General features: G+C 29.6%; 24 protein-coding genes. 6 read left to right on the top strand and 18 right to left on the bottom strand.

What is annotated here, in order from left to right; translation table 11 throughout:
- Entirely contained in the window at nucleotides 1-1,275 is a 1,275-nt protein-coding gene (locus SAR11_RS00530) for a CCA tRNA nucleotidyltransferase (protein ID WP_011281472.1), read from the top strand.
- On the opposite strand, the gene greA is transcribed toward SAR11_RS00530, so the two are convergent.
- From greA to SAR11_RS00515, 3 genes are read right to left on the bottom strand one after another with little or no spacing between them, the layout of a single operon-like run.
- Nucleotides 1,272-1,748: a transcription elongation factor GreA gene (gene greA / locus SAR11_RS00525; RefSeq protein ID WP_006997805.1), complete on the bottom strand. Its 477-nt coding sequence runs from the start codon at nucleotides 1,746-1,748 to the stop codon at nucleotides 1,272-1,274. The genes SAR11_RS00530 and greA overlap by 4 nt on opposite strands.
- A gap of 1 nt (nucleotide 1,749) precedes the next feature.
- Nucleotides 1,750-2,577: an oxygen-dependent coproporphyrinogen oxidase gene (gene hemF / locus SAR11_RS00520; protein ID WP_006997806.1), complete on the bottom strand. Its 828-nt coding sequence runs from the start codon at nucleotides 2,575-2,577 to the stop codon at nucleotides 1,750-1,752.
- The gene (locus tag SAR11_RS00515) at nucleotides 2,577-3,038 is read right to left on the bottom strand and encodes a tRNA (cytidine(34)-2'-O)-methyltransferase (protein ID WP_006997807.1); all 462 of its coding nucleotides are present in this window, start codon (nucleotides 3,036-3,038) and stop codon (nucleotides 2,577-2,579) included. Before SAR11_RS00515 ends, hemF begins: the two co-directional genes overlap by 1 nt.
- Nucleotides 3,039-3,124: 86 nt before the next feature.
- Here SAR11_RS00515 and petA point away from each other — a divergent pair, with 86 nt between their 5' ends.
- From petA to SAR11_RS00500, 3 genes are read left to right on the top strand one after another with little or no spacing between them, the layout of a single operon-like run.
- Complete coding sequence (gene petA, locus SAR11_RS00510) at nucleotides 3,125-3,634, top strand: ubiquinol-cytochrome c reductase iron-sulfur subunit (protein ID WP_011281471.1); 510 nt, start codon at nucleotides 3,125-3,127, stop codon at nucleotides 3,632-3,634.
- Between the two features lie 9 nt (nucleotides 3,635-3,643).
- Nucleotides 3,644-4,903 carry a cytochrome b gene (locus tag SAR11_RS00505; protein WP_011281470.1) on the top strand — a complete coding sequence of 420 codons (1,260 nt, stop codon included), beginning with the start codon at nucleotides 3,644-3,646 and terminating at the stop codon, nucleotides 4,901-4,903.
- A gap of 4 nt (nucleotides 4,904-4,907) precedes the next feature.
- A complete protein-coding gene (locus tag SAR11_RS00500) occupies nucleotides 4,908-5,687 on the top strand; it encodes a cytochrome c1 (RefSeq protein WP_011281469.1) in 780 nt (259 codons plus the stop codon).
- Here the strand turns inward: SAR11_RS00500 and ychF are convergent.
- From ychF to lgt, 7 genes are read right to left on the bottom strand one after another with little or no spacing between them, the layout of a single operon-like run.
- Nucleotides 5,664-6,737: a redox-regulated ATPase YchF gene (gene ychF, locus SAR11_RS00495; protein WP_006997811.1), complete on the bottom strand. Its 1,074-nt coding sequence runs from the start codon at nucleotides 6,735-6,737 to the stop codon at nucleotides 5,664-5,666. The two genes, SAR11_RS00500 and ychF, sit on opposite strands and share 24 nt — an antisense overlap.
- Nucleotides 6,737-7,297 carry an aminoacyl-tRNA hydrolase gene (gene pth / locus SAR11_RS00490; RefSeq protein ID WP_011281468.1) on the bottom strand — a complete coding sequence of 187 codons (561 nt, stop codon included), beginning with the start codon at nucleotides 7,295-7,297 and terminating at the stop codon, nucleotides 6,737-6,739. The genes ychF and pth overlap by 1 nt, the downstream gene beginning before the upstream one ends.
- 45 nt (nucleotides 7,298-7,342) lie before the next feature.
- Nucleotides 7,343-8,029, bottom strand: coding sequence for a 50S ribosomal protein L25/general stress protein Ctc (locus tag SAR11_RS00485; RefSeq protein ID WP_011281467.1), 687 nt, complete (start codon nucleotides 8,027-8,029; stop codon nucleotides 7,343-7,345).
- 44 nt (nucleotides 8,030-8,073) lie between these two features.
- Nucleotides 8,074-9,006, bottom strand: a complete 933-nt coding sequence (locus SAR11_RS00480; protein WP_006997814.1) for a ribose-phosphate pyrophosphokinase — start codon at nucleotides 9,004-9,006, stop codon at nucleotides 8,074-8,076.
- Nucleotides 9,007-9,012: 6 nt separating this feature from the next.
- On the bottom strand, nucleotides 9,013-9,774 hold the full coding sequence (gene pgeF / locus SAR11_RS06895; RefSeq protein WP_267878655.1) for a peptidoglycan editing factor PgeF: 762 nt from the start codon (nucleotides 9,772-9,774) through the stop codon (nucleotides 9,013-9,015).
- A gap of 4 nt (nucleotides 9,775-9,778) precedes the next feature.
- Nucleotides 9,779-10,822: an SAM-dependent methyltransferase gene (locus SAR11_RS00470; protein WP_011281465.1), complete on the bottom strand. Its 1,044-nt coding sequence runs from the start codon at nucleotides 10,820-10,822 to the stop codon at nucleotides 9,779-9,781.
- The gene (lgt, locus tag SAR11_RS00465; RefSeq protein WP_006997817.1) at nucleotides 10,812-11,582 is read right to left on the bottom strand and encodes a prolipoprotein diacylglyceryl transferase; all 771 of its coding nucleotides are present in this window, start codon (nucleotides 11,580-11,582) and stop codon (nucleotides 10,812-10,814) included. Before lgt ends, SAR11_RS00470 begins: the two co-directional genes overlap by 11 nt.
- 46 nt (nucleotides 11,583-11,628) lie before the next feature.
- Between lgt and SAR11_RS00460 the strand changes: the two genes are divergently transcribed.
- Nucleotides 11,629-11,883, top strand: coding sequence for a hypothetical protein (locus SAR11_RS00460; protein WP_006997818.1), 255 nt, complete (start codon nucleotides 11,629-11,631; stop codon nucleotides 11,881-11,883).
- On the opposite strand, the gene SAR11_RS00455 is transcribed toward SAR11_RS00460, so the two are convergent.
- From SAR11_RS00455 to SAR11_RS00445, 3 genes are read right to left on the bottom strand one after another with little or no spacing between them, the layout of a single operon-like run.
- Nucleotides 11,861-13,180: an ATP-binding protein gene (locus SAR11_RS00455; RefSeq protein ID WP_011281464.1), complete on the bottom strand. Its 1,320-nt coding sequence runs from the start codon at nucleotides 13,178-13,180 to the stop codon at nucleotides 11,861-11,863. The genes SAR11_RS00460 and SAR11_RS00455 overlap by 23 nt on opposite strands.
- Nucleotides 13,161-13,838, bottom strand: coding sequence for a response regulator (locus SAR11_RS00450; protein ID WP_006997820.1), 678 nt, complete (start codon nucleotides 13,836-13,838; stop codon nucleotides 13,161-13,163). Before SAR11_RS00450 ends, SAR11_RS00455 begins: the two co-directional genes overlap by 20 nt.
- Nucleotides 13,831-14,268 (bottom strand): MarR family winged helix-turn-helix transcriptional regulator, encoded by a 438-nt coding sequence (locus SAR11_RS00445; RefSeq protein ID WP_006997821.1) that lies wholly within the window; start codon nucleotides 14,266-14,268, stop codon nucleotides 13,831-13,833. The genes SAR11_RS00450 and SAR11_RS00445 overlap by 8 nt, the downstream gene beginning before the upstream one ends.
- 70 nt (nucleotides 14,269-14,338) lie before the next feature.
- On the opposite strand from SAR11_RS00445, the gene SAR11_RS00440 reads away from it, so the two are divergent.
- Nucleotides 14,339-15,220: a branched-chain amino acid aminotransferase gene (locus SAR11_RS00440; protein WP_006997822.1), complete on the top strand. Its 882-nt coding sequence runs from the start codon at nucleotides 14,339-14,341 to the stop codon at nucleotides 15,218-15,220.
- On the opposite strand, the gene pgsA is transcribed toward SAR11_RS00440, so the two are convergent.
- Genes pgsA through uvrB form a run of 5 tightly spaced genes read right to left on the bottom strand, consistent with a single transcriptional unit; the run spans nucleotide 15,217 to nucleotide 20,953 of the window.
- Entirely contained in the window at nucleotides 15,217-15,801 is a 585-nt protein-coding gene (gene pgsA, locus SAR11_RS00435) for a CDP-diacylglycerol--glycerol-3-phosphate 3-phosphatidyltransferase (protein ID WP_006997823.1), read from the bottom strand. The two genes, SAR11_RS00440 and pgsA, sit on opposite strands and share 4 nt — an antisense overlap.
- 2 nt (nucleotides 15,802-15,803) lie before the next feature.
- Nucleotides 15,804-17,639 carry an excinuclease ABC subunit UvrC gene (gene uvrC / locus SAR11_RS00430; RefSeq protein ID WP_006997824.1) on the bottom strand — a complete coding sequence of 612 codons (1,836 nt, stop codon included), beginning with the start codon at nucleotides 17,637-17,639 and terminating at the stop codon, nucleotides 15,804-15,806.
- Nucleotides 17,626-18,051 (bottom strand): dihydroneopterin aldolase, encoded by a 426-nt coding sequence (locus tag SAR11_RS00425; protein ID WP_011281463.1) that lies wholly within the window; start codon nucleotides 18,049-18,051, stop codon nucleotides 17,626-17,628. The genes uvrC and SAR11_RS00425 overlap by 14 nt, the downstream gene beginning before the upstream one ends.
- Nucleotides 18,048-18,800: an SDR family oxidoreductase gene (locus SAR11_RS00420; RefSeq protein WP_011281462.1), complete on the bottom strand. Its 753-nt coding sequence runs from the start codon at nucleotides 18,798-18,800 to the stop codon at nucleotides 18,048-18,050. The genes SAR11_RS00425 and SAR11_RS00420 overlap by 4 nt, the downstream gene beginning before the upstream one ends.
- Nucleotides 18,782-20,953: an excinuclease ABC subunit UvrB gene (gene uvrB / locus SAR11_RS00415; protein WP_011281461.1), complete on the bottom strand. Its 2,172-nt coding sequence runs from the start codon at nucleotides 20,951-20,953 to the stop codon at nucleotides 18,782-18,784. Before uvrB ends, SAR11_RS00420 begins: the two co-directional genes overlap by 19 nt.
- Nucleotides 20,954-20,982: the final 29 nt, after the last annotated feature.

Raw genomic sequence — 20,982 nt, 5'->3', positions numbered from 1 at the left:
ATGAATAGCTTATTAGATAAAATTTTTTTTAGATCTCAAAACCTTAATCACATAAATTTAGGCTTCAAAAATATTAAAAAGGAAACAGAGGTTTCAAAAATATTTGAAGCAATTCATTCATACTCTAGCAATAGTGAAATCCGGTATGTAGGTGGATGTGTAAGAAAGATTATTAATAAAGAAGCATATGATGACATAGATTTAGCAGTTAATTTAAATCCAAAAGAGGTTTGTGAGGCTCTTACTAAAAAGGACATAAAATATTACGAGAGTGGAATAGAACATGGAACAATTACAGCGCTAATTAATGATATAAAGTTTGAAATTACATCATTGAGAAAAGACATTGATACAGATGGACGACATGCAAAAGTAGAGTTCTCTGATAGCTGGAAAGAAGATGCTTCTAGAAGAGATTTTACTATCAATTCTATTTACGCGGATATTGAAGGAAGTTTATTTGACCCATTTGATGGAAAAAAAGATTTAGAAAGAGGAAAAATTAATTTTATTGGAAATGTAGAAACCAGAATTAAAGAGGATTATTTAAGGGTATTAAGATATGTCAGATTTTTTCTTAGTTATTCTAAGCATAGTCATGACCCACAAGTTATTAAAGCAATTAAAAAAAACCTAAGTGGTGTTTCAAGTATTTCCTCAGAAAGATTAATAGATGAATTTCAAAAATTATTAAAATCAAATGGTTTTCTAAAGTTAACTAAGGATAAGGATTGTTTAGAGATTATAAATCTTATTTTTCCACAAATAAAAAATATTTCTCTATTCAATAAAATGAATAGTTTTGCAAAAAAAAACTTTCTTGAAATGGACTTTATTTTCTTATTATCTTTAATGATTATTGATGGAACTGATAATGTAGATTACTTTATTTATAAATTTAATTTATCCAAAAAAGATCAAAAAAGACTTATATTTTTAAATAAGTTTAATTTAGAAAAAAATACGAACCAAACCTTTTCAGAAAAAAATCTAAATAAAATTTTTTATTTTAATGGCAGGGAGGCATTATTAGATGTTCTTTATTTTAAAATTTTTAAATCCAAAAAAGTAGACAATAAGTTAATTAAAATGATTGAAATTTTTAAAAAAAAAGAAATGCCTGTTATGCCATTTAAAGCTAGTACTTTGATGGAAAAATATAAAATTCCTGAGGGAAAGGAGCTGGGACAGAAGTTAAAAGCAATAGAAGAAGTCTGGACTAGTAATGATTTTAAAATTTCAGATAAAGAACTTCAAAAAATAGTAAGTAATTAAACGTACTTTACATCTTTAATTTCAAAGTTTTTTACACCTGCGGGAGTTTTAATTTCAACTAAATCATTTTTGTTTTTTCCAATTAAACCTCTACCTATAGGTGATTGAAAAAATATCAGTTTTTTTTGAAGGTCAGCCTCGTCTTTTCCAACTATTTTATAGGTAATTTTTTCTCCAGTATCCAAATTTTCTAAATCTACAGTTGAGCCAAAGATGACTTTGCCATCATTACTCATTTTGGTTACATCAATAACATTTGCTCTTGCAATAATATCATTTATTTCTGTAATCCTTCCTTCGTTATGAGATTGTTCTTCTTTTGCAGCATGATATTCAGCATTCTCTTTCAGATCTCCATGAGATCTTGCTTCAGATATCGCAGCAACTATTTGAGGTCTTTTTTTTTCTTTTAAAAAAATTAACTCTTCCTTTAAACTTTCAAGACCATCTGCTGTTATTGGTTCTTTATCCATTTTAATTCCATTTTGCTATTGGAGGTAAAGACATTAATATTGCCTCAACATTACCACCTGTTTGTAGGCCAAATTTTGTTCCTCTATCATATAGTAAGTTAAACTCAGCATATCTACCTCTTTTAATATATTGTATCTCCTTTTGTTTTACAGTCCATTTCTTTTTGTGTTTCAATTGTATTATCGAGTTAAATAACATTTGAAAGGTAACTCCAAGATCTGTTACAAATTTAAAGTCTTTCTCCCAATCTTTTTTTTTGTAATCAAAAAAAATACCACCAATTCCCCTTGTTTCTTTTCTATGGGGTAAATAAAAATATTCATCACACCACTTTTTATATTTTTTATAAAATTTTTTATCATGTCGATCACACATTTTTTTTAATTCAGTATGAAGGAAGCTTTTTTCTTTAAGATCTTGGATGCAAGGGGTTACGTCCATACCACCACCAAACCATCCATGTGTTGTGTAGATAAATCTAGTGTTAAAATGAATTGCTGGAACATGAGGATTTTTCATATGCATTACAATAGAAATTCCTGATGCCCAAAAATTTGGATTTTTAGAGGCACCTGGGATTTTTTTACTCATTTTTTTTGAAAACTTTCCATGCACTTCTGAAAAATTTACACCAACTTTTTCAAAAATCTTACCATTTTTTAAAATTCTAAACTCTCCACCACCTTCATCCTTAATTTCACTTCTATTCCAAGTTTTAGATTTAAACTTAGATTTCTTACCTTCTAGTTTTTCAATGTCATTACAAATTGTGTTTTGCAGCAACTTAAACCAATTAGAAGCAAGTTTTTTTTTAATTTCTTTGTCCATTATTTATTAAAGTTAGTTTGCCTTAAATTTTCTGAAAGAATTATAGCAACTGAAGAGGCTATATTTAAAGATCTTTTATTGTCCATCATGGGTATTTTTAACCTATACTTAATTAAATTATGAACATGGTCTGGTACGCCAGCACTTTCTCTTCCAAATAAAAGTGTATCATTACTCTCAAATTTGAAGTCAGTATAAGAATCTGCTGATTTAGTTGTTAATAATATTACTCTCTCATTCTTTTTTGATTTAAAAAATTCATCTGAACTTTGATAAAATCTTATCATTTTTTCATCCATATAATCCATCACAACTCTTTTAAATCTTTTATCGCTGAATAAAAAACCACATGGTTCAATTATTTCTAAATCAGCCCCTAGACATGCACATGTTCTGATAATAGCAGCTGTATTTTGAGGAATATCAGGTTCATATAAGGCTATTTTAGGTCTCAAATTCATGTTTTATGTGTCATTGTTTCAGTGGAAAAAAAACTTTTTTCTTATATGAAATCATATATTAGATAACAATATACAAAAAATTAAAGATGTCTGAAAAAAAACCTGAAAGAAGAGAATTTTTATTTACAGCCTCATATGCGGTAGGTGCTGTTGGGGTAGGAGCTGTTGTTTGGCCACTTGTTGATCAAATGAACCCAGATGCATCTGTTAAAGCATTAGCTAGCACAGAAGTTGATGTAAGTTCAGTTCAACCTGGAAAAACAATCACTGTACTCTGGAGAGGAAAACCAGTTTTTATTAAAAGAAGAACACCCGAGGAAGTAGCTGAAGCAAGAGCTGTTAAAATGGAAGATTTAAAAGACCCTCAAAAAGATGAGGATAGAGCAAAAGATCCAGAATGGTTAGTTATGTTAGGTGTCTGTACGCATTTAGGATGTGTCCCTTTAAATGATAAAGGAGACTACAATGGTTGGTTTTGTCCTTGTCATGGTTCACATTATGATATCTCTGGAAGAATTAGAAAAGGTCCTGCTCCAACAAACATGGAAGTTCCAAAATATGAATTTGTTAACAGCAACACTATTAAAATTGGATAATAAATAATTATGAGTGATCACGAGTACGTTCCTAGTTCAAAATTTGGAAAATGGTTTAATGACAGGCTTCCACTTTTATCACTCGCTAGTCATTTAACTGATTATCCAACACCTAAGAATTTAAATTATTGGTGGACATTTGGTGGGATTTTAACTTTTTGTTTAATTACACAAATCGTTACCGGTTTAACTTTGGCTATGCACTACATTGCTCATGCTGACATGGCTTTTGAAAGTGTTGAACATATCATGCGGGACGTTAACTATGGTTGGTTAATAAGATATATTCATGCAAACGGTGCTTCAATGTTTTTCTTAGCAGTTTATATTCACATATTTAGATCTTTGTTTTATGGATCATATAAATCTCCAAGAGAAATTATTTGGATTATTGGAATAATAATTTACCTTTTAATGATGGCAGCAGCATTTATGGGATATGTTTTACCATGGGGTCAGATGAGTTTTTGGGGAGCAACAGTTATTACAAATCTTTTTAGCGCCATACCTTTAGTGGGTGAGGGAATAGTTAATTGGTTGTGGGGAGGTTATTCTGTAGATAACCCAACTTTAACAAGGTTTTTCACATTACATTACTTAATACCATTTTTAATCTTGGGCTTAGTCGTTCTTCATATTTGGGCGCTTCATGTTCCTGGAAACAATAACCCAGTGGGGATTGATGTTAAAAAACCTTCTAAGGATACAGTACCATTCCATCCATATATTGTGATCAAGGATGGCTTTGCACTATTAATGTTTATGATTGTATTTGCATTTTTTGTTTTTTATTCACCAAATATTTTAGGGCATGCAGATAATTATATAGAAGCAAACCCAATGGTAACACCAGCCCATATCGTTCCAGAGTGGTATCTATTACCATTTTATGCAATCCTAAGATCAGTTCCTGATAAATTAATGGGAGTAGTTGCAATGCTATCGGCAATTTTAATTTTAGCTGCACTGCCTTGGTTGGATACTTCAAAAATTAGATCAGCAGTATTTAGACCTCTTTACAAACAATTTTATTGGATACTAGTAGTGGATGTATTAGTTCTAGGTTACGTAGGTGCGATGCCAGCTGAAGGGCTTTACTTATTGATTGCCAGGGTTGCCACAGCTTACTACTTTATTCACTTTTTAATAATCTTACCGGTATTAGGATTTAAAGAAAAAACCATACCATTACCCTTAAGTATTACAGAACCAGTGCTTGGAGGGATGCCAATGGCATCAGCTGTTAAAAAAAAAGAAAGTTTAAATTAATTAAGTGAAAAATATTTTAAAAATTAGTTATTCAATTATTTTTTTATTAGTAGGAACTCTTACAGTTAATGCTGCAGAAAAAGTCGATCTTTTAAAAACAGATTGGAGTTTTAAGGGATTATTTGGAAAATTTGACAGAGGTTCACTTCAAAGAGGATATCAAGTTTATACTGAGGTTTGTGCATCGTGCCATTCAATGAAATATGTAAGTTATAGAAACTTATTTGAGCCAGGTGGACCAGAGTTTACAGAAGAGCAGGCTAAAGCAATAGCTGCAAGTTTTGAAGTTACAGATGGACCCAATAATGATGGAGAAATGTTTGTAAGACCCGCTAAGTTATCTGATAAATTTGTCATGCCTTATGAAAATGTTAAAGCAGCTCAAGCAGCAAATGGAGGAGCTTATCCTCCTGATATGTCTGTGCTAGCAAAAGCTAGAACTGGTGGGGTTGATTATATTTACTCATTGCTACTTGGTTACGAAGATCCACCGAGTGGTGTAACGCTTGATGATGGTGTTTACTATAACAAGTTTATGTATGGAAATAATATTAAGATGGCAGAACCATTATCAGATGGTTTGGTAGAATATAGTGATGGAACTACAGCATCTAAAGAGCAAATGGCAAAAGATGTTACAACATTTTTAATGTGGGCAGCTGAACCTCATTTAGAAAGCAGACACAAGATGGGCTTTAAGGCTATCTTGTATTTAATTATTTTAACTATTCTAGTTTACTTTAGTATGAAGAAAATTTGGTCACGTATTGAATCTGAAGTTTAATATATCACCATCTTTGACAATATAATCTTTTCCTTCAAGTCTCATTTTTCCATTTGTCTTTGAATTGACCCAACCATCATTAGCTATGAAGTCTTCATAAGCAATTGTTTCAGCTCTTATAAAACCTTTTTCAAAATCAGTGTGTATTTCACCAGCTGCTTTTGGTGCAGTACAATTTTTTTGGATAGTCCAAGCTCTAGTTTCTTCAGGCCCAGATGTAAAATAAGTGTCTAGCTCTAAAATATTGTAACCTTTTTGAATTAACATATTTAAACCAGTTCTTTTTAATCCAATCATCTCCATATAATTTTCTTTTTCTTCATTTTCTAATTGATTTATTTGGTTCTCAATATCAGCTGAAACTATTAAGGTATTTTTTTCACCATATTTATCAATAAATGCTTGAGTGTATTTATTTCCATTTTGAACACTTGCCTCATCAACATTACATACAAAAATTTTAGGCTTTAAAGATAATAAACCACTTTGGCTTATTAATTTTTTATCAAATTGTTCATAAAGTATTTGAATATCTTTGGAATTATTTATGCAGTCAGAAGCAATTTCTAATATTTTTAATTGCTCCTCATCTACATTTTTCTTATTATTTTTTTCTAATCTTTTTTGTATTGACTCAAGGTCAGCCAACATCATTTCTGTTTCAATAATTTCCAAATCTCTAATTGGATCAACAGTTGGGTTCACATTTTGAATATCATCAGAGTCAAAACATCTGATCATATGAATGACTGCATCGACTTCTCTTATATGAGATAAGAATTTATTTCCTAAGCCTTCACCTTTAGAGGCGCCCGCTACTAGTCCGGCTATATCGACAAACTCAATAGTAGTATTAATTTTTTTTTTTGATTTTGATATTTCTACCAATTTGTCTAGTCTTTCATCTGGCACAGGAACCACACCAACATTTGGCTCTATCGTACAAAAAGGGAAGTTTGCTGCTTGTGCCTTACTAGAATTTGTAAGTGCATTAAATAGTGTAGATTTACCAACATTAGGTAAGCCAACAATTCCACACTTAAAACTCATTATTTATTATTTACAGTGCTTGAGAATAAATCTAATTTTTTATCAATTAATATAGCCATTGAATCAATAATATTTTTAGTAATTTTTTCTAGTTGTATCATTTCATCTTCATCAAAATCTTTTAATACATGATCTGCAACATCAGCCTTAGTTTTGGGTCTTCCAATTCCTATTCTAACTCTTGAATAATCTTTACCAATAAATTTATCTATAGATTCAATTCCATTATGTCCTGCACTTGATCCTGCAAATTTTGCTTTCACTTTTCCAAATTCAAGGTCAAGGTCATCATGGAAGACAATCACATCTTCAGCATCAATTTTGAAGTATTCAATTAATTCCCTTATACAAATTCCAGAATTATTCATAAAGGTTAATGGTTTTATTGCATAAACCTTTTTATCCTCAACATTACCTGTAGTTAATAATCCTTTAAATTTTGGTTTTTGTTTAGACAAACCAAACTTTTGATTAAGAGCATCAATTAATTTGAAACCAATATTGTGTCTGTTGTTTTCGCTATCGGGTGTTGGATTTCCTAAGCCTACAAATAAAAGCATATTTTTTTTAAATCGTATCTAGGAGTCTTCACTATGATAAGTTGATTATTTTTTTTCTTCAGTGGCTTTTTTTTCGCCGTCATCTTTTTTATCACCCTCAGCTGCTGGTGCTGCTTCTTTACCATCTTCTGCTGCTTCTGCTTCAGCTTCAGCTGGTTTTTCTGGCTCTTTCATCACTGTAGGTGCTGCTAAAGTTGCAATTACAAAATCTCTTCCAATAATAGTTGGTGTAACACCTTCTTCTAATTTTACTGAAGATATTTTGAAACTTTCCCCAATATCCACCCCATCTAAATCAATAGTTATTGCAGATGGAATTTTTTCACTTGGACATTTTAATTCTATTTTTCTTCTCACAATGTTTAGTACTCCACCTCTTTTTAGGCCTGGTGAAGTTTCATGATTAATAAATACCACAGGCACTTCTATTCTAATTTTTACACCTGGTACAACTCTTAGAAAATCAATATGAGTTGGCTCGTCAGATATTACGTTATAAGTAATTTCTCTTGGTAAAACATTTTGAGGTTTGCCATCTAAATTAAGAGTTATTATGTTTGATAAGAAACTTCCTTTATCTATTAAAGATTTTAATGTTTTTTTTAATACAGTAACTTTTTGATTTTGATCTGGTCCCCCATAGATTATGCCAGGGATATTTCCAGCCGATCTAAGAGAACGGACATCTCCTTTTGACTTAGTATTTCTAGTATTTGCATCAAGTGAATTCATAAAAAGATGGCTTTTAGCCCAAGTTTCTTAATAACTCAAGATAATTATTTAAATAAATCGGATACAGATGTTGAGTTAGAGATCCTTTTAATTGCCTCACCCATAAGTGCTGAAATAGGCAAAACTTCTATATTTTTAACATTTTTAATTTTATCGTGATTATCAATTGTATCCGTTATTACTAATTTTCTAATAACTGATTTTTTAATTTTATCTACTGCTTCTCCACTTAAGACTCCGTGAGTAATATAAACATAAACCTCTTTAGCGCCTCTATCCTTTAAAGCTTTCGCAGCGTTTACTATAGTTCCACCTGAATCAATTATATCATCAACTATAATACAGGTTTTCCCTTTAACATTTCCTATAACATTCATAACTTTGGATTGTCCTGGTTTAGGTCTTCTTTTATCCACAATAGCAAGTTCCACATTTAAAATTTTACCAAGTGCTCTCGCTCTTTCAGTTCCACCAACGTCTGGTGCAACACAAATAATATTTTTACTTTTAATATTTTTTTTAGCATGTCTTGCAAAAATTGGTGTAGCAAATAAATTATCTACAGGAATGTCAAAAAAGCCCTGAATTTGTCCTGCATGAAGGTCTACAGTAACAACTCTGTCAGCACCTGCTTTAGTAATTAAATTAGAAACCAGTTTTGCAGAAATAGAAGTTCTAGGCACTACTTTTCTGTCTTGTCGTGCATATCCAAAATAAGGAATGACGGCAGTAATATTTTTTGCTGAAGATCTTTTTAAAGCATCAATGCAAAGTAGTAATTCCATTAGGTTGTCGTTTGCAGGTGATGAAATAGACTGAATTATAAAGATACTATTACCTCTAATATTTTCATTAATTTCTATATAAATTTCTCCATCAGAAAACTTTTTTATACTTGAGTTTACAAGCTTAGTTTTTAAATATTTTGCAATATTTTTACTTAGAGGTTTATTGCTGTTTCCAGTTAATAATTTCATGAGATATTATGAATTAATCATAATTACAGAAATATTTCTACCATAATCATTCTCATTGCGGCTAATAGATCTTCGTGCACTAAAAAAATTATTTTTAGGATTAAATGTATTCTTATTAATTATATCAATTTTCTTTATATTTAAGGCTTTTAATTGAGAAAGGACGTATTTCTTTAAATCAAAGAAATCTTTATTTTGAATTTTTTTAAAAAATTTTTTATTTTTTCCATCCTTTTTAATGAGTTTTTTAATAAAATCTTTTTTTACCTCATAATTTTTTACTGAAATACATGGACCAATAACTGCAGTAACATTTTTAGGATCACATCCTTTTTTGATCATAAAATTTAAGGTTCTTTTAATTATCCCTTTGAAAGCACCCTTCCAGCCAGCATGGATTGCAGCAATCATCTTTTCTTTCTCATCATAAACAAGTATTGGAGCACAATCTGCAGTTAATATAGCTATAGGAAATTCCTTTTTATTTGTGACTAGCGCATCTCCTTCAAAATTATAATTTTTAAGTTTTAGATTTTTATCTATAAAATGAAATTTATTGCTGTGAATTTGCTTTAGTAAAATAATTTTTTTAAGCTTAGTTTTAATTTTCCTTTGAACGATTTGAAGATTTTTTAAAACATTTTTTTTATTGTCTGAGGACCCAGGGCCACAATTTAAGCTCTTAAAAATACCTAGAGATTTTCCACCCTTTCTATTAAAGAAAGCATGCTGTAAGTTTTTAAATTTACTGAGTTTCTTTGACTTAATCAGTTTAAAACCCCAATTTAAATTTATTTTTATGTGTTGTTATTAGCATTACTTTAAACAATTCACCCATTTGATTTTTATCTATAAGTCTTTTTATTCTAAAATAAATATCAGCTTTTTCACTAAATAACATTTTCTTGGACAATATTTCTGCTCTTTCAAGAATACCAAGTTTTGTTAAAAATTCACCTTGAGTAGTATTCATTGAGGTAAGTGAGCTTAATTCTTTAACTATTCTATTTAATAAACTAAAACTTAAATTGTAGGTAATATCAGAATTACCAAACCCTTTTAGTACATCACAATATTTATGTTTCGATACAGCTTGCAGGGTATTTTTCATTTTTTTATCAGTATACGCATAATCTATTATTAAAATTCCACCATTATTACGTTTAATCTTATTGAAGATAATTTCTAGGTATTCGGTTGATTGTGGTGAATACTCAATAAAGTTCTGTTGTTTTGTAATTTTAAATTTAATTTTATTTACAAATTTTTCCATATCAAAAGGAACATCAAAATACTCAAATTTATTGTTAAAAAATCTGACATGTCTTTCAAACCATTTTCTTTCTTTCTTTATGAATTGTTTAATAGGTAAGGCGTCAAAAAATTCGTTTGCCAAAAAAATACATGGCGAATTATCTAATTCGCTTAAATCATTTAACCATTGAATATTTTTTTTATTGATATTAATTTTTTGTTTTTTTCGAAGCAATTTACTTCTTTCTAAAATCTTAATGTGACAAGAATTTTTAAATATTTGAAATTTTTCAAAGGTATTGACTAAAACTTTCATCATTTCACCATTACCGGCCCCTAATTCGATTAAATTAAATTTTTTAGGGCAACCTAGATTTTGCCAAAATGAAACCACCCAAATTGCAATCATTTCTGAAAATAATACAGATATGTTGGGTGAAGTTATGAAATCACCCTTTTTGCCAAAGGGATTTTTTTTCATGTAGTAGCCTGATGTTTTATTATAAAGAGACTCCTCTATAAACTTATCTAGGGTAAACGACTGATTATTCTTAATTTTCATTTTTTAAAGATAAAAGGTAAACCCCAGTCAGAAAAAAAAGAACACTTATCAATTGACCTAATGTTAGATTTAAAACTAAGTAACCGATTTGTGGATCTGGAGATCTGAAAAACTCTATAAAAAATCTAAATAGAGAATAAAAGATCAGGAATAAAGCAGAGATTTTTCCAGGTACTTTTAAATAATCTTTTTTAAAAAAATACCCAAGTACAAAGAAAAGAATTATTCCCTCAAAAAAAGCCTCATATAATTGTGAAGGGTGCCTTTTGATATTATCTATTAGAACAAATTGAACTGACCAAGGAAGGTCTGTAGCTCTTCCATAAAGCTCTGAGTTTATAAAATTGGCAATTCTACCAAAAAAGATTCCAATTGGAGCAGATAGGGCAACCAAGTCTAAAAATATAAACGAATTTGTATTGTGTTTTTTTGAGAACAATATTGATGCAATTATAATTCCAATTAAAGCACCATGAAATGACATTCCTCCATTCCAAACCATCAATATTTCTATAGGGTTATCTAAATAATATTTTAGATTATAAAATAAAGTATAACCAAGCCGACCTCCCAAAATCATACCTATAATGAGATAGGTTATAAAGTCATCAAATAGCTGAAGAATATGAGAGTCTTTTATTAATTTTTTTTTACAATACAGCCAACCAAGTGCAATACCCACAATATAAGCCAAAGAATACCATCTGATTTCTAATGAAAATATTTGAAACGCAACTGGGTCAAAATTATTAATAAACATTTTTAAAAAACTACGTATAAAGTATATTAATTTTATAAGCGAATATATGACAAAATCAAAATTTGTAATTGATAAATTAACAAAGCTATTTGAACAAGGGCTAATTTCTTATAAAGATTTAAGTTCTGAAATAATAAATGTTTTAAGATCTAAAAGAGAAGAGATCATTTTTAAAATGAAATTAACTAGCAAAGAAGAAATGGATATATTAATTAAAAGAGTTGAAAATTTAGAAAAAAAAATCAACAAATTTGAAAAAAAAAGTCCAAATAAAAAATCTACAAAGGTAAAAAAATCTTAACTCTAAGGCCGTTTAAAGGAGATTTATCTAATAAAATATTTCCTCCATGGGATTTGATTATGTCAGATGTAATTGACAATCCAAGACCAACACTAGATTTAGAATCCCCTCTACTTTTATCTACTTTATAAAATGGTTTGAAAACATTCTCGAACTCTTCTTTAGGAATACCGACTCCATCATCATCAATAGTAATTATTATGTTACTATCTTTTTTTGATAGATGAAAATTTATATTTTCAGCATATTTAATTGAATTATCAATTAAATTATTTATAGATCTTTGTATTAAATTTTTTCTTCCATTCATGTAAATTCTTGGAATTATTTCTTTAGTTATTTTATCATTATTATAATTATTTATTGTAGTTTCGATTAATTCTGAAATATCAAAGGTTTCATCTTTTTCTAAATAAGATGAACTTGTAAACTGCAGATATTCATTAAGCATTTTTTCCATTTCATCTATATCTAAAGACATTTTTTTTGATAAATCTTTATCTTTCATAAAAGATAGCTGAAGTTTTAGTCTTGTTAAGGGTGTTCTTAAATCATGGCTTATGCCAGATAACATTTCAGATCTTTGATTGAGGTGTCTCATTATTCTTTTTCTCATTTTATCAAATTCCAAACCTGCTTGTCTGATCTCTAAGGCACCTGATGGCCTGTACTCATCAATGTTTTCTCCTTTACCAAATCTTTCTGCAGCTTTAGCCAGGTTTATAATTGGTCTGGTTTGATTTTTTAGAAATAGTATAGCTATGGTTATCATTAGTAGAGCAGGTATAGTGATCCATAACGCAAATATTCTAGCAGATGAGCTTGCAACCCTGTCTTTTGGAATAAAAAATTCAAAGTAACCCTCGTTATGTTTAATATTTATATGAATAAGCTCTTTATAACTTGTTGTATCGAACCAGAAATTTTGAGTGCCCATATTAGATTTCAGTTCTCTTCTAAGTGTTCTATCTATTGGACTAAACCATCTTTCTTTTTGAGCTTTTTCAAATAAATCATCTTTTTTAAATTGAACATTAAGATCTAAATAAATTGAGAATAAGCCTGAAAGGTCGTTATTATTATATTTTCCATTATCGTAAGCTGTTATGAATGTTTTCATCTCACCGATTAAGGCTCTTGTCATACCTTTATTTGTTTTAATCCAAAGACTATCAAAAAAAACAATCGATATGACTACTTGAAGAACAATTATTGGAACTGCTACGATTAATAAAGCTCTATAAAATAATCTTTTCGGTAGTAAATTTTTTACAAAATTATTCAATCCATAAAACATAGCCAGCACCTCTTAAAGTTTGTAAGTATTTTGGATTTTTTGGGTCCATTTCAATTTTTTTTCTAAGTCTTGTAATTATCACATCTATTGACCTTTCTTTATCAAGATCGGTTAGTTTGCCAATATCCTCTCTTGAAAAGGTTTTGCCAGGATTGTTAATCATTTTTTCTAATATAATTTTTTCAGTACTATTTATTTTATATTCAATATCATTTTTTATGATTAAAAGTTTGTTAAGATCAATTTTAATATTATCAAAGGTTATAATTCTTTTTTCATCATTTCTTTTTGTTTTATTTAAAATATTTTTTATTCTTAAAATAAGTTCTTTTGGCTCAAAAGGTTTTGGTAAATAGTCATCAGCGCCTATCTCTAAACCTTCAACTCTATTTTCAGCTTCTCCTTTAGCTGTTAATAAAATTATAGGGGTATCAATTTTAGATTTATTTTGTTTGATAAAATCCAACCCACTTTTGCCTGTCATCATTATATCCAAAACGATTAAATCAAATTTAATTATTGAAATTTTTTCTTCTGCATTTTCTGCACTATTTGATGTAGTAACCAGAAAATTATTTTCATTTAAATATTGTTTAATTAGGGATCTAATTCCCTCATCATCATCTACAACTAAAATATGGGCTACAAAATCATTCATTAATTATTTTCTTTAAAACATTGTCAAAGTTTAAGACTTGATCTGAACTTGAATTTAAAAGAGCATTATAAATTCTTTTTTTTTGTATCGAAAATATTTCGTCAAAAATTTTTTCTCCTTTTTCATTTAAAAAAATGTGTTTTACTCTTGTGTCTTGTTGGTCTTTTTCAAAAAAAACCACATCAAGTTTAATTAAATCTTTTAAAACTCTATTTAAACTCTGCTTGGTAACCTTTAACTTCTTTAATAGATCAGAAATTGTAATCCCTTTATACATTGATAAAAGATGTAAAACTTTGTGGTGAGCTATACCTATAGAGTATTTATCTAATGTTTTCTTGGCATCTGAAAAAGACTCACGGTAACTTGTAAATAACTTTTCAATCAGCTGCTTTAACTGAGTATCCTTTAAATATAAAAGTTCTTTCATTATGGGTAAGTTATATTGACATATTATAGATACAAAGATAATTTTAGATAAAATTTAAATTATTTCATTCATGATACCATACGATAAAAGATCAGGTAAAATTTGGTTTAATGGCGAGCTCGTTGATTGGGCTGATGCTAAAATTCATGTTTTAAATCATGGCCTTCACTATGCTAGTTGTGTTTTTGAAGGTGAAAGAGTCTATGATAATTCAATTTTCAAATTAGAAGAACACACATCTAGACTTTTTTATTCTGCAAAAAGAATGGGTATTAAAATTCCTTATACTGAAGAAGAAATAAATTTAGCATCAAAAAAAATAATTTCAGTTCAGGGTGTCAAAGATGGATATGTTAGACCAACAATATGGAGAGGTAGCGAGATGATGGCTATATCTGCTCAACAAACAAAAATTCATGTTGCCATAGCAACTTGGGAGTGGGGTTCATATTTTGATCCAAAACTAAAAATAGAAGGTATTAAATTGAATATATCAAATTGGAGAAGACCTGCGCCAAATACGATACCTTGGGATACGAAAGCTTCTGGATTATATATGATTTGTACTTTATCAAAACATGAAGCTGAACAACAAGGCTATACAGATTCTCTAATGCTTGATCATGAAGGAAATGTTGCAGAAGCAACAGGTGCTAACATTTTTTTTAAAGATAAAAATGGAGAAATTCACACACCCATTCCAGATTCTTTTTTAGACGGCATTACAAGAAGAACGGTAATTGAAATTGCAAAATCTAAAGGAATAAAAGTCAATGAACGAAAAATTGCACCAGCTGAATTATCAAATTTTGTAGGCTGTTTTTTAACAGGTACGGCAGCAGAGGTTACGCCAGTTTCATGTATTGCTGAAAATAAGTTTAAAGTTTGCGAAACTATAATTGACTTAAATGAAAGTTACCAAGCATTAGTTAGAAAAAGAAAAGCAGCTTAGTTTTTGTTATCTTCAGATATTGCATGGTCAATGCCTTTTCTTAAATATTCATAACCAGTATACAAAGTTAAAAATGCAGAAAGCCAAAGCAGGATTATGCCAATAGTTTGAGCATTATAATCTTGAAAATTTAAAATTTTATTACCAGTTTCACCAGTTAGTAAAAGAGCTATAGCAACCATTTGTAAAAAAGTTTTTAATTTTGCTAAGTTAGTTACTGGTAATTTAATTTGTCCTCTAGCTAAAAACTCTCTTAAGCCTGAAATTAGTATTTCTCGTGTAAGTATTATAATTGCTGCAATAACCTCGTAATGTTTAATTGTTCCACTCATGACAAGCAATATAAGTGCAGTAGCAACAATAATTTTGTCTGCTATAGGATCAAGTAATTCACCCAACTTAGACTCTTCACCCATCATTCTCGCCAACATTCCATCCAAAAAATCAGTAAATGAAGCAATTACAAACAATACGCATGCAGTTAAATCACCATAAAAACCAGGTAAATAAAATGCTAGAACAAAAAAAGGTACAATTATTATCCTACCTATTGTTAAAATATTTGGAATTTTTTTAAGCATAATTATTCGTGAAAAAAGTTATATATCTTTTTTGCAACTTTTTCCTCAACACCTTCAACTGATTTAATTTCATCAAAACTTGCAGATTCTACTGCTCTAGCAGAGCCAAAATGGTTCAATAGTGCTCTTTTTCTAATCGATCCAATACCATCAATTTGATCCAGCAAGGATTTTGTAATTCCTTTTGCTCTTTTTGCTCTATGAGAGGTGATAGCAAATCTATGTGCTTCATCACGTAGTCTCTGCATAAAAAATAGAGTGGGGTCATTCTTATCAAATTTAAATGATTTTCCTTTGTAAAAAAAAGTTTCATCTCCACTATTTCTTAGTTTACCTTTAGCAATGGCTATCATAGGAAGATCATGTAAACCAAATTCATCTAACACTTCTTTGGCAGATGAATATTGACCTTTACCACCATCAATTAAAATTAAATCAGGAAGAGTTAAATAATTTCCTTTTTCTAACATTGCTCTTTTAAATCTTCTCGTAAGTACTTCTTTTAACATTGCAAAATCGTCTTGTTCATTACCTTTTGTCTTAATATCAAATTTTCTATATCTTTTTTTAACAAATCCTTCATTTCCAAAAGTAATCATAGCACCCACACTATTTGTTCCTGAGATGTGACTATTATCATAAACCTCAACTAAGTTTAGGCCATTTTTAAGATCAAATTTTTTAGCAACACCCTCAAATAAATTTTTATTATTATTTGTTTCATAAATTTTTCTATTAAGTGACTCTTTGGCATTTTTTTCTGCCATAGCAATTACTTTAGCTTTAGTGCCTTTTTTTGCTACATTAATAGAAATCGCACTATTTTCTTTTTTGCTTAAAGTTTCTTCAATTAATTTTTTGTCTTCTATTTCTGTATTAATGATTATTAATTTTGGAACATTTTTATTTTCATAAAACTGCATCAAGAACGAAGACATTATTTCAGATAAGCTTTGATCAGGATCATGTTTTGGAAAATAAGCTTGGTTGCCCCAATTTTGTTTAGACCTATAAAAAAATACTTGAATACACGTTTTACCAGATTCTTTGTATGCAGCAATTACATCTGCATCAATTAAATTTGCTTCATTAATTCTTTGTGAAGATTGAATTATATTTAAAGATTTAATTCTATCTCTAAAAATAGAAGCTCTTTCAAAATCTAGCTTTTCACTAGCTTCCTCCATTTGTTTAGATAGATTTTTTTGTATATCTCTTGATTTACCCGATACAAACTGAATTGCTTGATCTACTGATTTTTTATAATCTTCTTTATCAATATAATCGACACAAGGACCAGAACATCTTTTTATCTGATAAAGAATGCAGGGTCTTTTTCTATTCTTGAACGTGCTATCATCACAAACTCGAATTTGAAATATTTTTTGAAGCATCTTAATAGTCCAATTTGCAGTTCCTGCTGAAGCAAACGGTCCAAAGTAAAATCCTTCTTTATCCTTTTTGCCTCTATGTTTTGTAACTTGTGCCCATTGGTCTTTATTGCTGATGAAAACAAAGGGAAAAGATTTGTCATCCTTGAGCAATATATTGAATTTAGGTTTATGTTTTTTTATTAAATTAGCCTCTAAAAGTAGAGCTTCACTTTCATTGGCAGTAGTTGTTATCTCTAGCTTAAAAGTTTGAGAGAGCATTCTTGCTGTTCTAATAATGTGGTTTTTTTCAGCTACATAACTTTTTAATCTATTGGGTAGGTTTTTTGCTTTACCTACATACAAAATCACATCTTTATGATCAAGCATTCGATAAACTCCAGGGCTTTTAGGAATTAATGGGAGCTCTTTTCTAATTACGTCTTTACCTAATTCAGAGCTCTTCATGACTTCTTTTTTTGGTAATTTGGATACCAACAGAGGCACACTCTTTTATAATTTCTAATTTTTCAATCTGAAGCATAATTTTTCCAATTCGTTTGTCTTTAAATAATACATCAAAAACATCTTCAGCAAGTGTTTCTAAAAAATTATAATGTTTATTTTTTGCAAGTTTTGTAATTAATTTCACAACCTGACCATAATTAACAATTGATTTAATATCTTTGTCATTTGTTGGTTTTCTATCTTCATAATCAATCTCTAAGCTAAATTTTACTTTTTGAGTTTTTTCTTTTTCAAAATCATAATAACCAAGCTTTAAATCTAGAGTTAACTCTTTAATAAGAATTTTTTTTTCGTAATTAAATAAACTTTTATTTTTATCTATTTTAATAATATTTAAATTAGTTTTTTTCATTCTTTTCCGATTACATCTGGTGTTTGCCAGTTTAAACTTTGTCCACTATCTATTGCTATTACTTGACCTGTAATTGAACTGTTTTTGATAAAAAAGTCAACAGCAGAACATATATCCTGTACATTTACCTGCTGTTTTAAAGGAGTTGCCAAGTACTGCTTTTTAAAATGCATGTCAGTTTGTCTTTTATTTTTAATAGTAGGACCAGGAGCTATTCCATTAACTCTTATATTTGGAGCTAATTCCATGGCGCTAGTTTTTGTTAGAGTATAAAGCCCTGTTTTACTTAAAGTATAAGAAAAGAAAAAGGGAGTTAACTTAAAAACTCTTTGATCAATTATATTTATAATATTGTTATTTTTACCCTTAACGTTTTTTGAAAATTCTTTTGTAAGATATGCGGGTGCTTTTAAATTTACATCAATATGTTGGTTCCAGCTTTTAGAAGAAAAATTTTTAAGACTATCATTTTCAAATAATGAAGCATTATTAATTAAACAATCAAAATATTTTAATTTTAACTTTGAGAATTTTATAATTTTTTTTAAATCTTGTTCTTTTGCAAGATTACCTTTTACCAAGTAAACTTTTGTTTTATTTTTTGATAATTCTTTTTGTAATTTTTCAGCTTCAGATTTAGAGCTATTGTAATGAATAACCATTTCAACTCCTGGACCTGAGAGTTTCTTTGCAATAGCAGCGCCCATTCTTGTTGCGGCTCCTGTGATAATTATTTTGTTTGCTTCCATTTTTTCTTACCTTTTTGTGCTCTTGTACCAGGTAAGCCCATCTTTGATCTACCTTTTGGATACACTCTATTTTCTTGATTATAGTGTTTTACTTTTGGATTTAATACAATTTCTAACTCTGACGCTTCAAGGTTTCTTATTTCATCTCTAATTTTTGCAGCTTCTTCAAATTCAAGGTTTGTTGCAGCATCTTTCATTCTTTTATTTAATTGTTTTAAATGTTTCTTTAAATTGCCACCAATATTGTCACCTGTTCCAACTTTTAGGTAGTCTTTTTCATAAACACTTTCTAAAACATCGCTAATTTCTTTTTTAATTGAGGTTGCATCAATGTTATGTTTTTTGTTATAGGCTACCTGAATTGTTCTTCTTCTATCAGTTTCTTGAATTGCTTTTTTTATACTTTTAGTTTCTTTGTCAGCATAAAGAATGACTCTACCATCTAAATTTCTTGCTGCTCTTCCTATGGTTTGGATTAGTGATGTTTCAGATCTTAGAAATCCCTCTTTATCAGCGTCTAGAATTGCAACTAATGCACACTCAGGTATATCAAGCCCCTCTCTTAAAAGATTTATACCAACCAAGACGTCGAAAACTCCTAGTCTTAGATCTCTCATAATTTCTATTCTCTCAAGTGTATCAATGTCAGAATGCAAATATCTAACTCTAATACCATTTTCGTGAAAATATTCAGTTAAGTCTTCAGCCATTTTTTTAGTTAAAGTTGTAATCAATACTCTAAAATTTTTATCGATTGTTTTCTTACACTCATGCATTACGTCATCGACTTGGTTTTTAGCTGGTTTGATTTCAACTGGTGGATCAATTAAGCCAGTAGGCCTTATTATTTGTTCAACGAACTTACCTTTAGTCTGTTCTAACTCCCATGGACCAGGTGTTGCTGATACAAAAACTGTCTGCGTTCTCATTGCGTCCCACTCTTCAAATTTAAGTGGCCTGTTATCCATACAAGAGGGTAGTCTAAAACCATATTCTGCAAGATTACTTTTCCTTGATCTGTCCCCTTTGTACATTCCATTTAATTGTGGAACAGTAACGTGACATTCATCTACAAATATAAGTGTGTTGTCTGGAAAATATTCAAATAGAGTAGGAGGTGGCTCTCCAGGTTTTCGTCCTGATAAAAATCTAGAATAGTTTTCAATACCAGCACAAGAACCAGTAGCCTCAATCATCTCTAAATCAAATTTTGTTCTCTCTTCTAATCGTTGAGCCTCAAGAAGTTTATTTTGTTCTTTAAATTTCTTAAGAGTAACCTCAAGCTCTCTTTTAATTTTTATTACTGCTTGTTCGATAGTAGGTTTTGGAGTGATGTAGTGACTATTCGCATAAACTTTTATAACATCTAAATCTTTTAATAGATCTCCTGTTAAAGGATCAAATTCTTCAATCTTTTCTAATTTGTCTCCAAATAAACTTAATCTCCATGCTCTATCTTCAAGGTGTGAGGGGAATATTTCAATGTATTCACCTCGTGCTCTAAAGGTACCTCTATAAAAACTTTGATCATTTCTTTTATATTGTAGGTGTACTAAGGTTTTTATTAACTGTTCTCTATTATAGTCATAATCCTTCTTTAAACTTAAAGTCATTTTACTGTAAGCTTCAACTGAACCCAGTCCATAAATACAAGAAACACTGGATACAATAATCACATCATCTCTCTCTAGTAGCGACCTTGTTGCTGAGTGACGCATTCGATCTATTTGTTCATTAATAGATGCTTCTTTTTCAATATAGGTATCAGATCTTGGAACGTATGCTTCTGGTGTGTAGTAATCATAGTAAGAGACAAAATATTCAACAGCATTTTCTGGGAAAAATGATTTCATCTCTCCATAAAGTTGAGCCGCTAATGTTTTATTGGGAGCAAGTATAAGAGCAGGTCGATTAGTTCGTTCAATAACTTGAGCCATTGTAAAAGTTTTACCCGAACCTGTTACACCAAGTAAAACTTGGCTTAACTCATCTTTATTTGCACCCTTAACTAATTGTTTAATTGCCTCAGGTTGATCACCTGCGGGTTTAAAATCTGTTACAAGTTTAAACTTTTGTCCACCTTCTAGTTTCTGGTGAATTTCTGGGTTTTTACTTTGGATTTCAGTAATTAAATCTTGATAAGTATTTTGCATTATCTATAAAACTATTAGAATAAAATTAT

It is taken from the genome of Candidatus Pelagibacter ubique HTCC1062, from assembly GCF_000012345.1.
GTDB classification, from domain to species: Bacteria; Pseudomonadota; Alphaproteobacteria; order Pelagibacterales; family Pelagibacteraceae; genus Pelagibacter; species Pelagibacter ubiqueversans.
The sequence above is the reverse complement of the archived record's forward strand: the minus strand, read 5'-3'. Positions and strand labels throughout refer to the sequence as shown.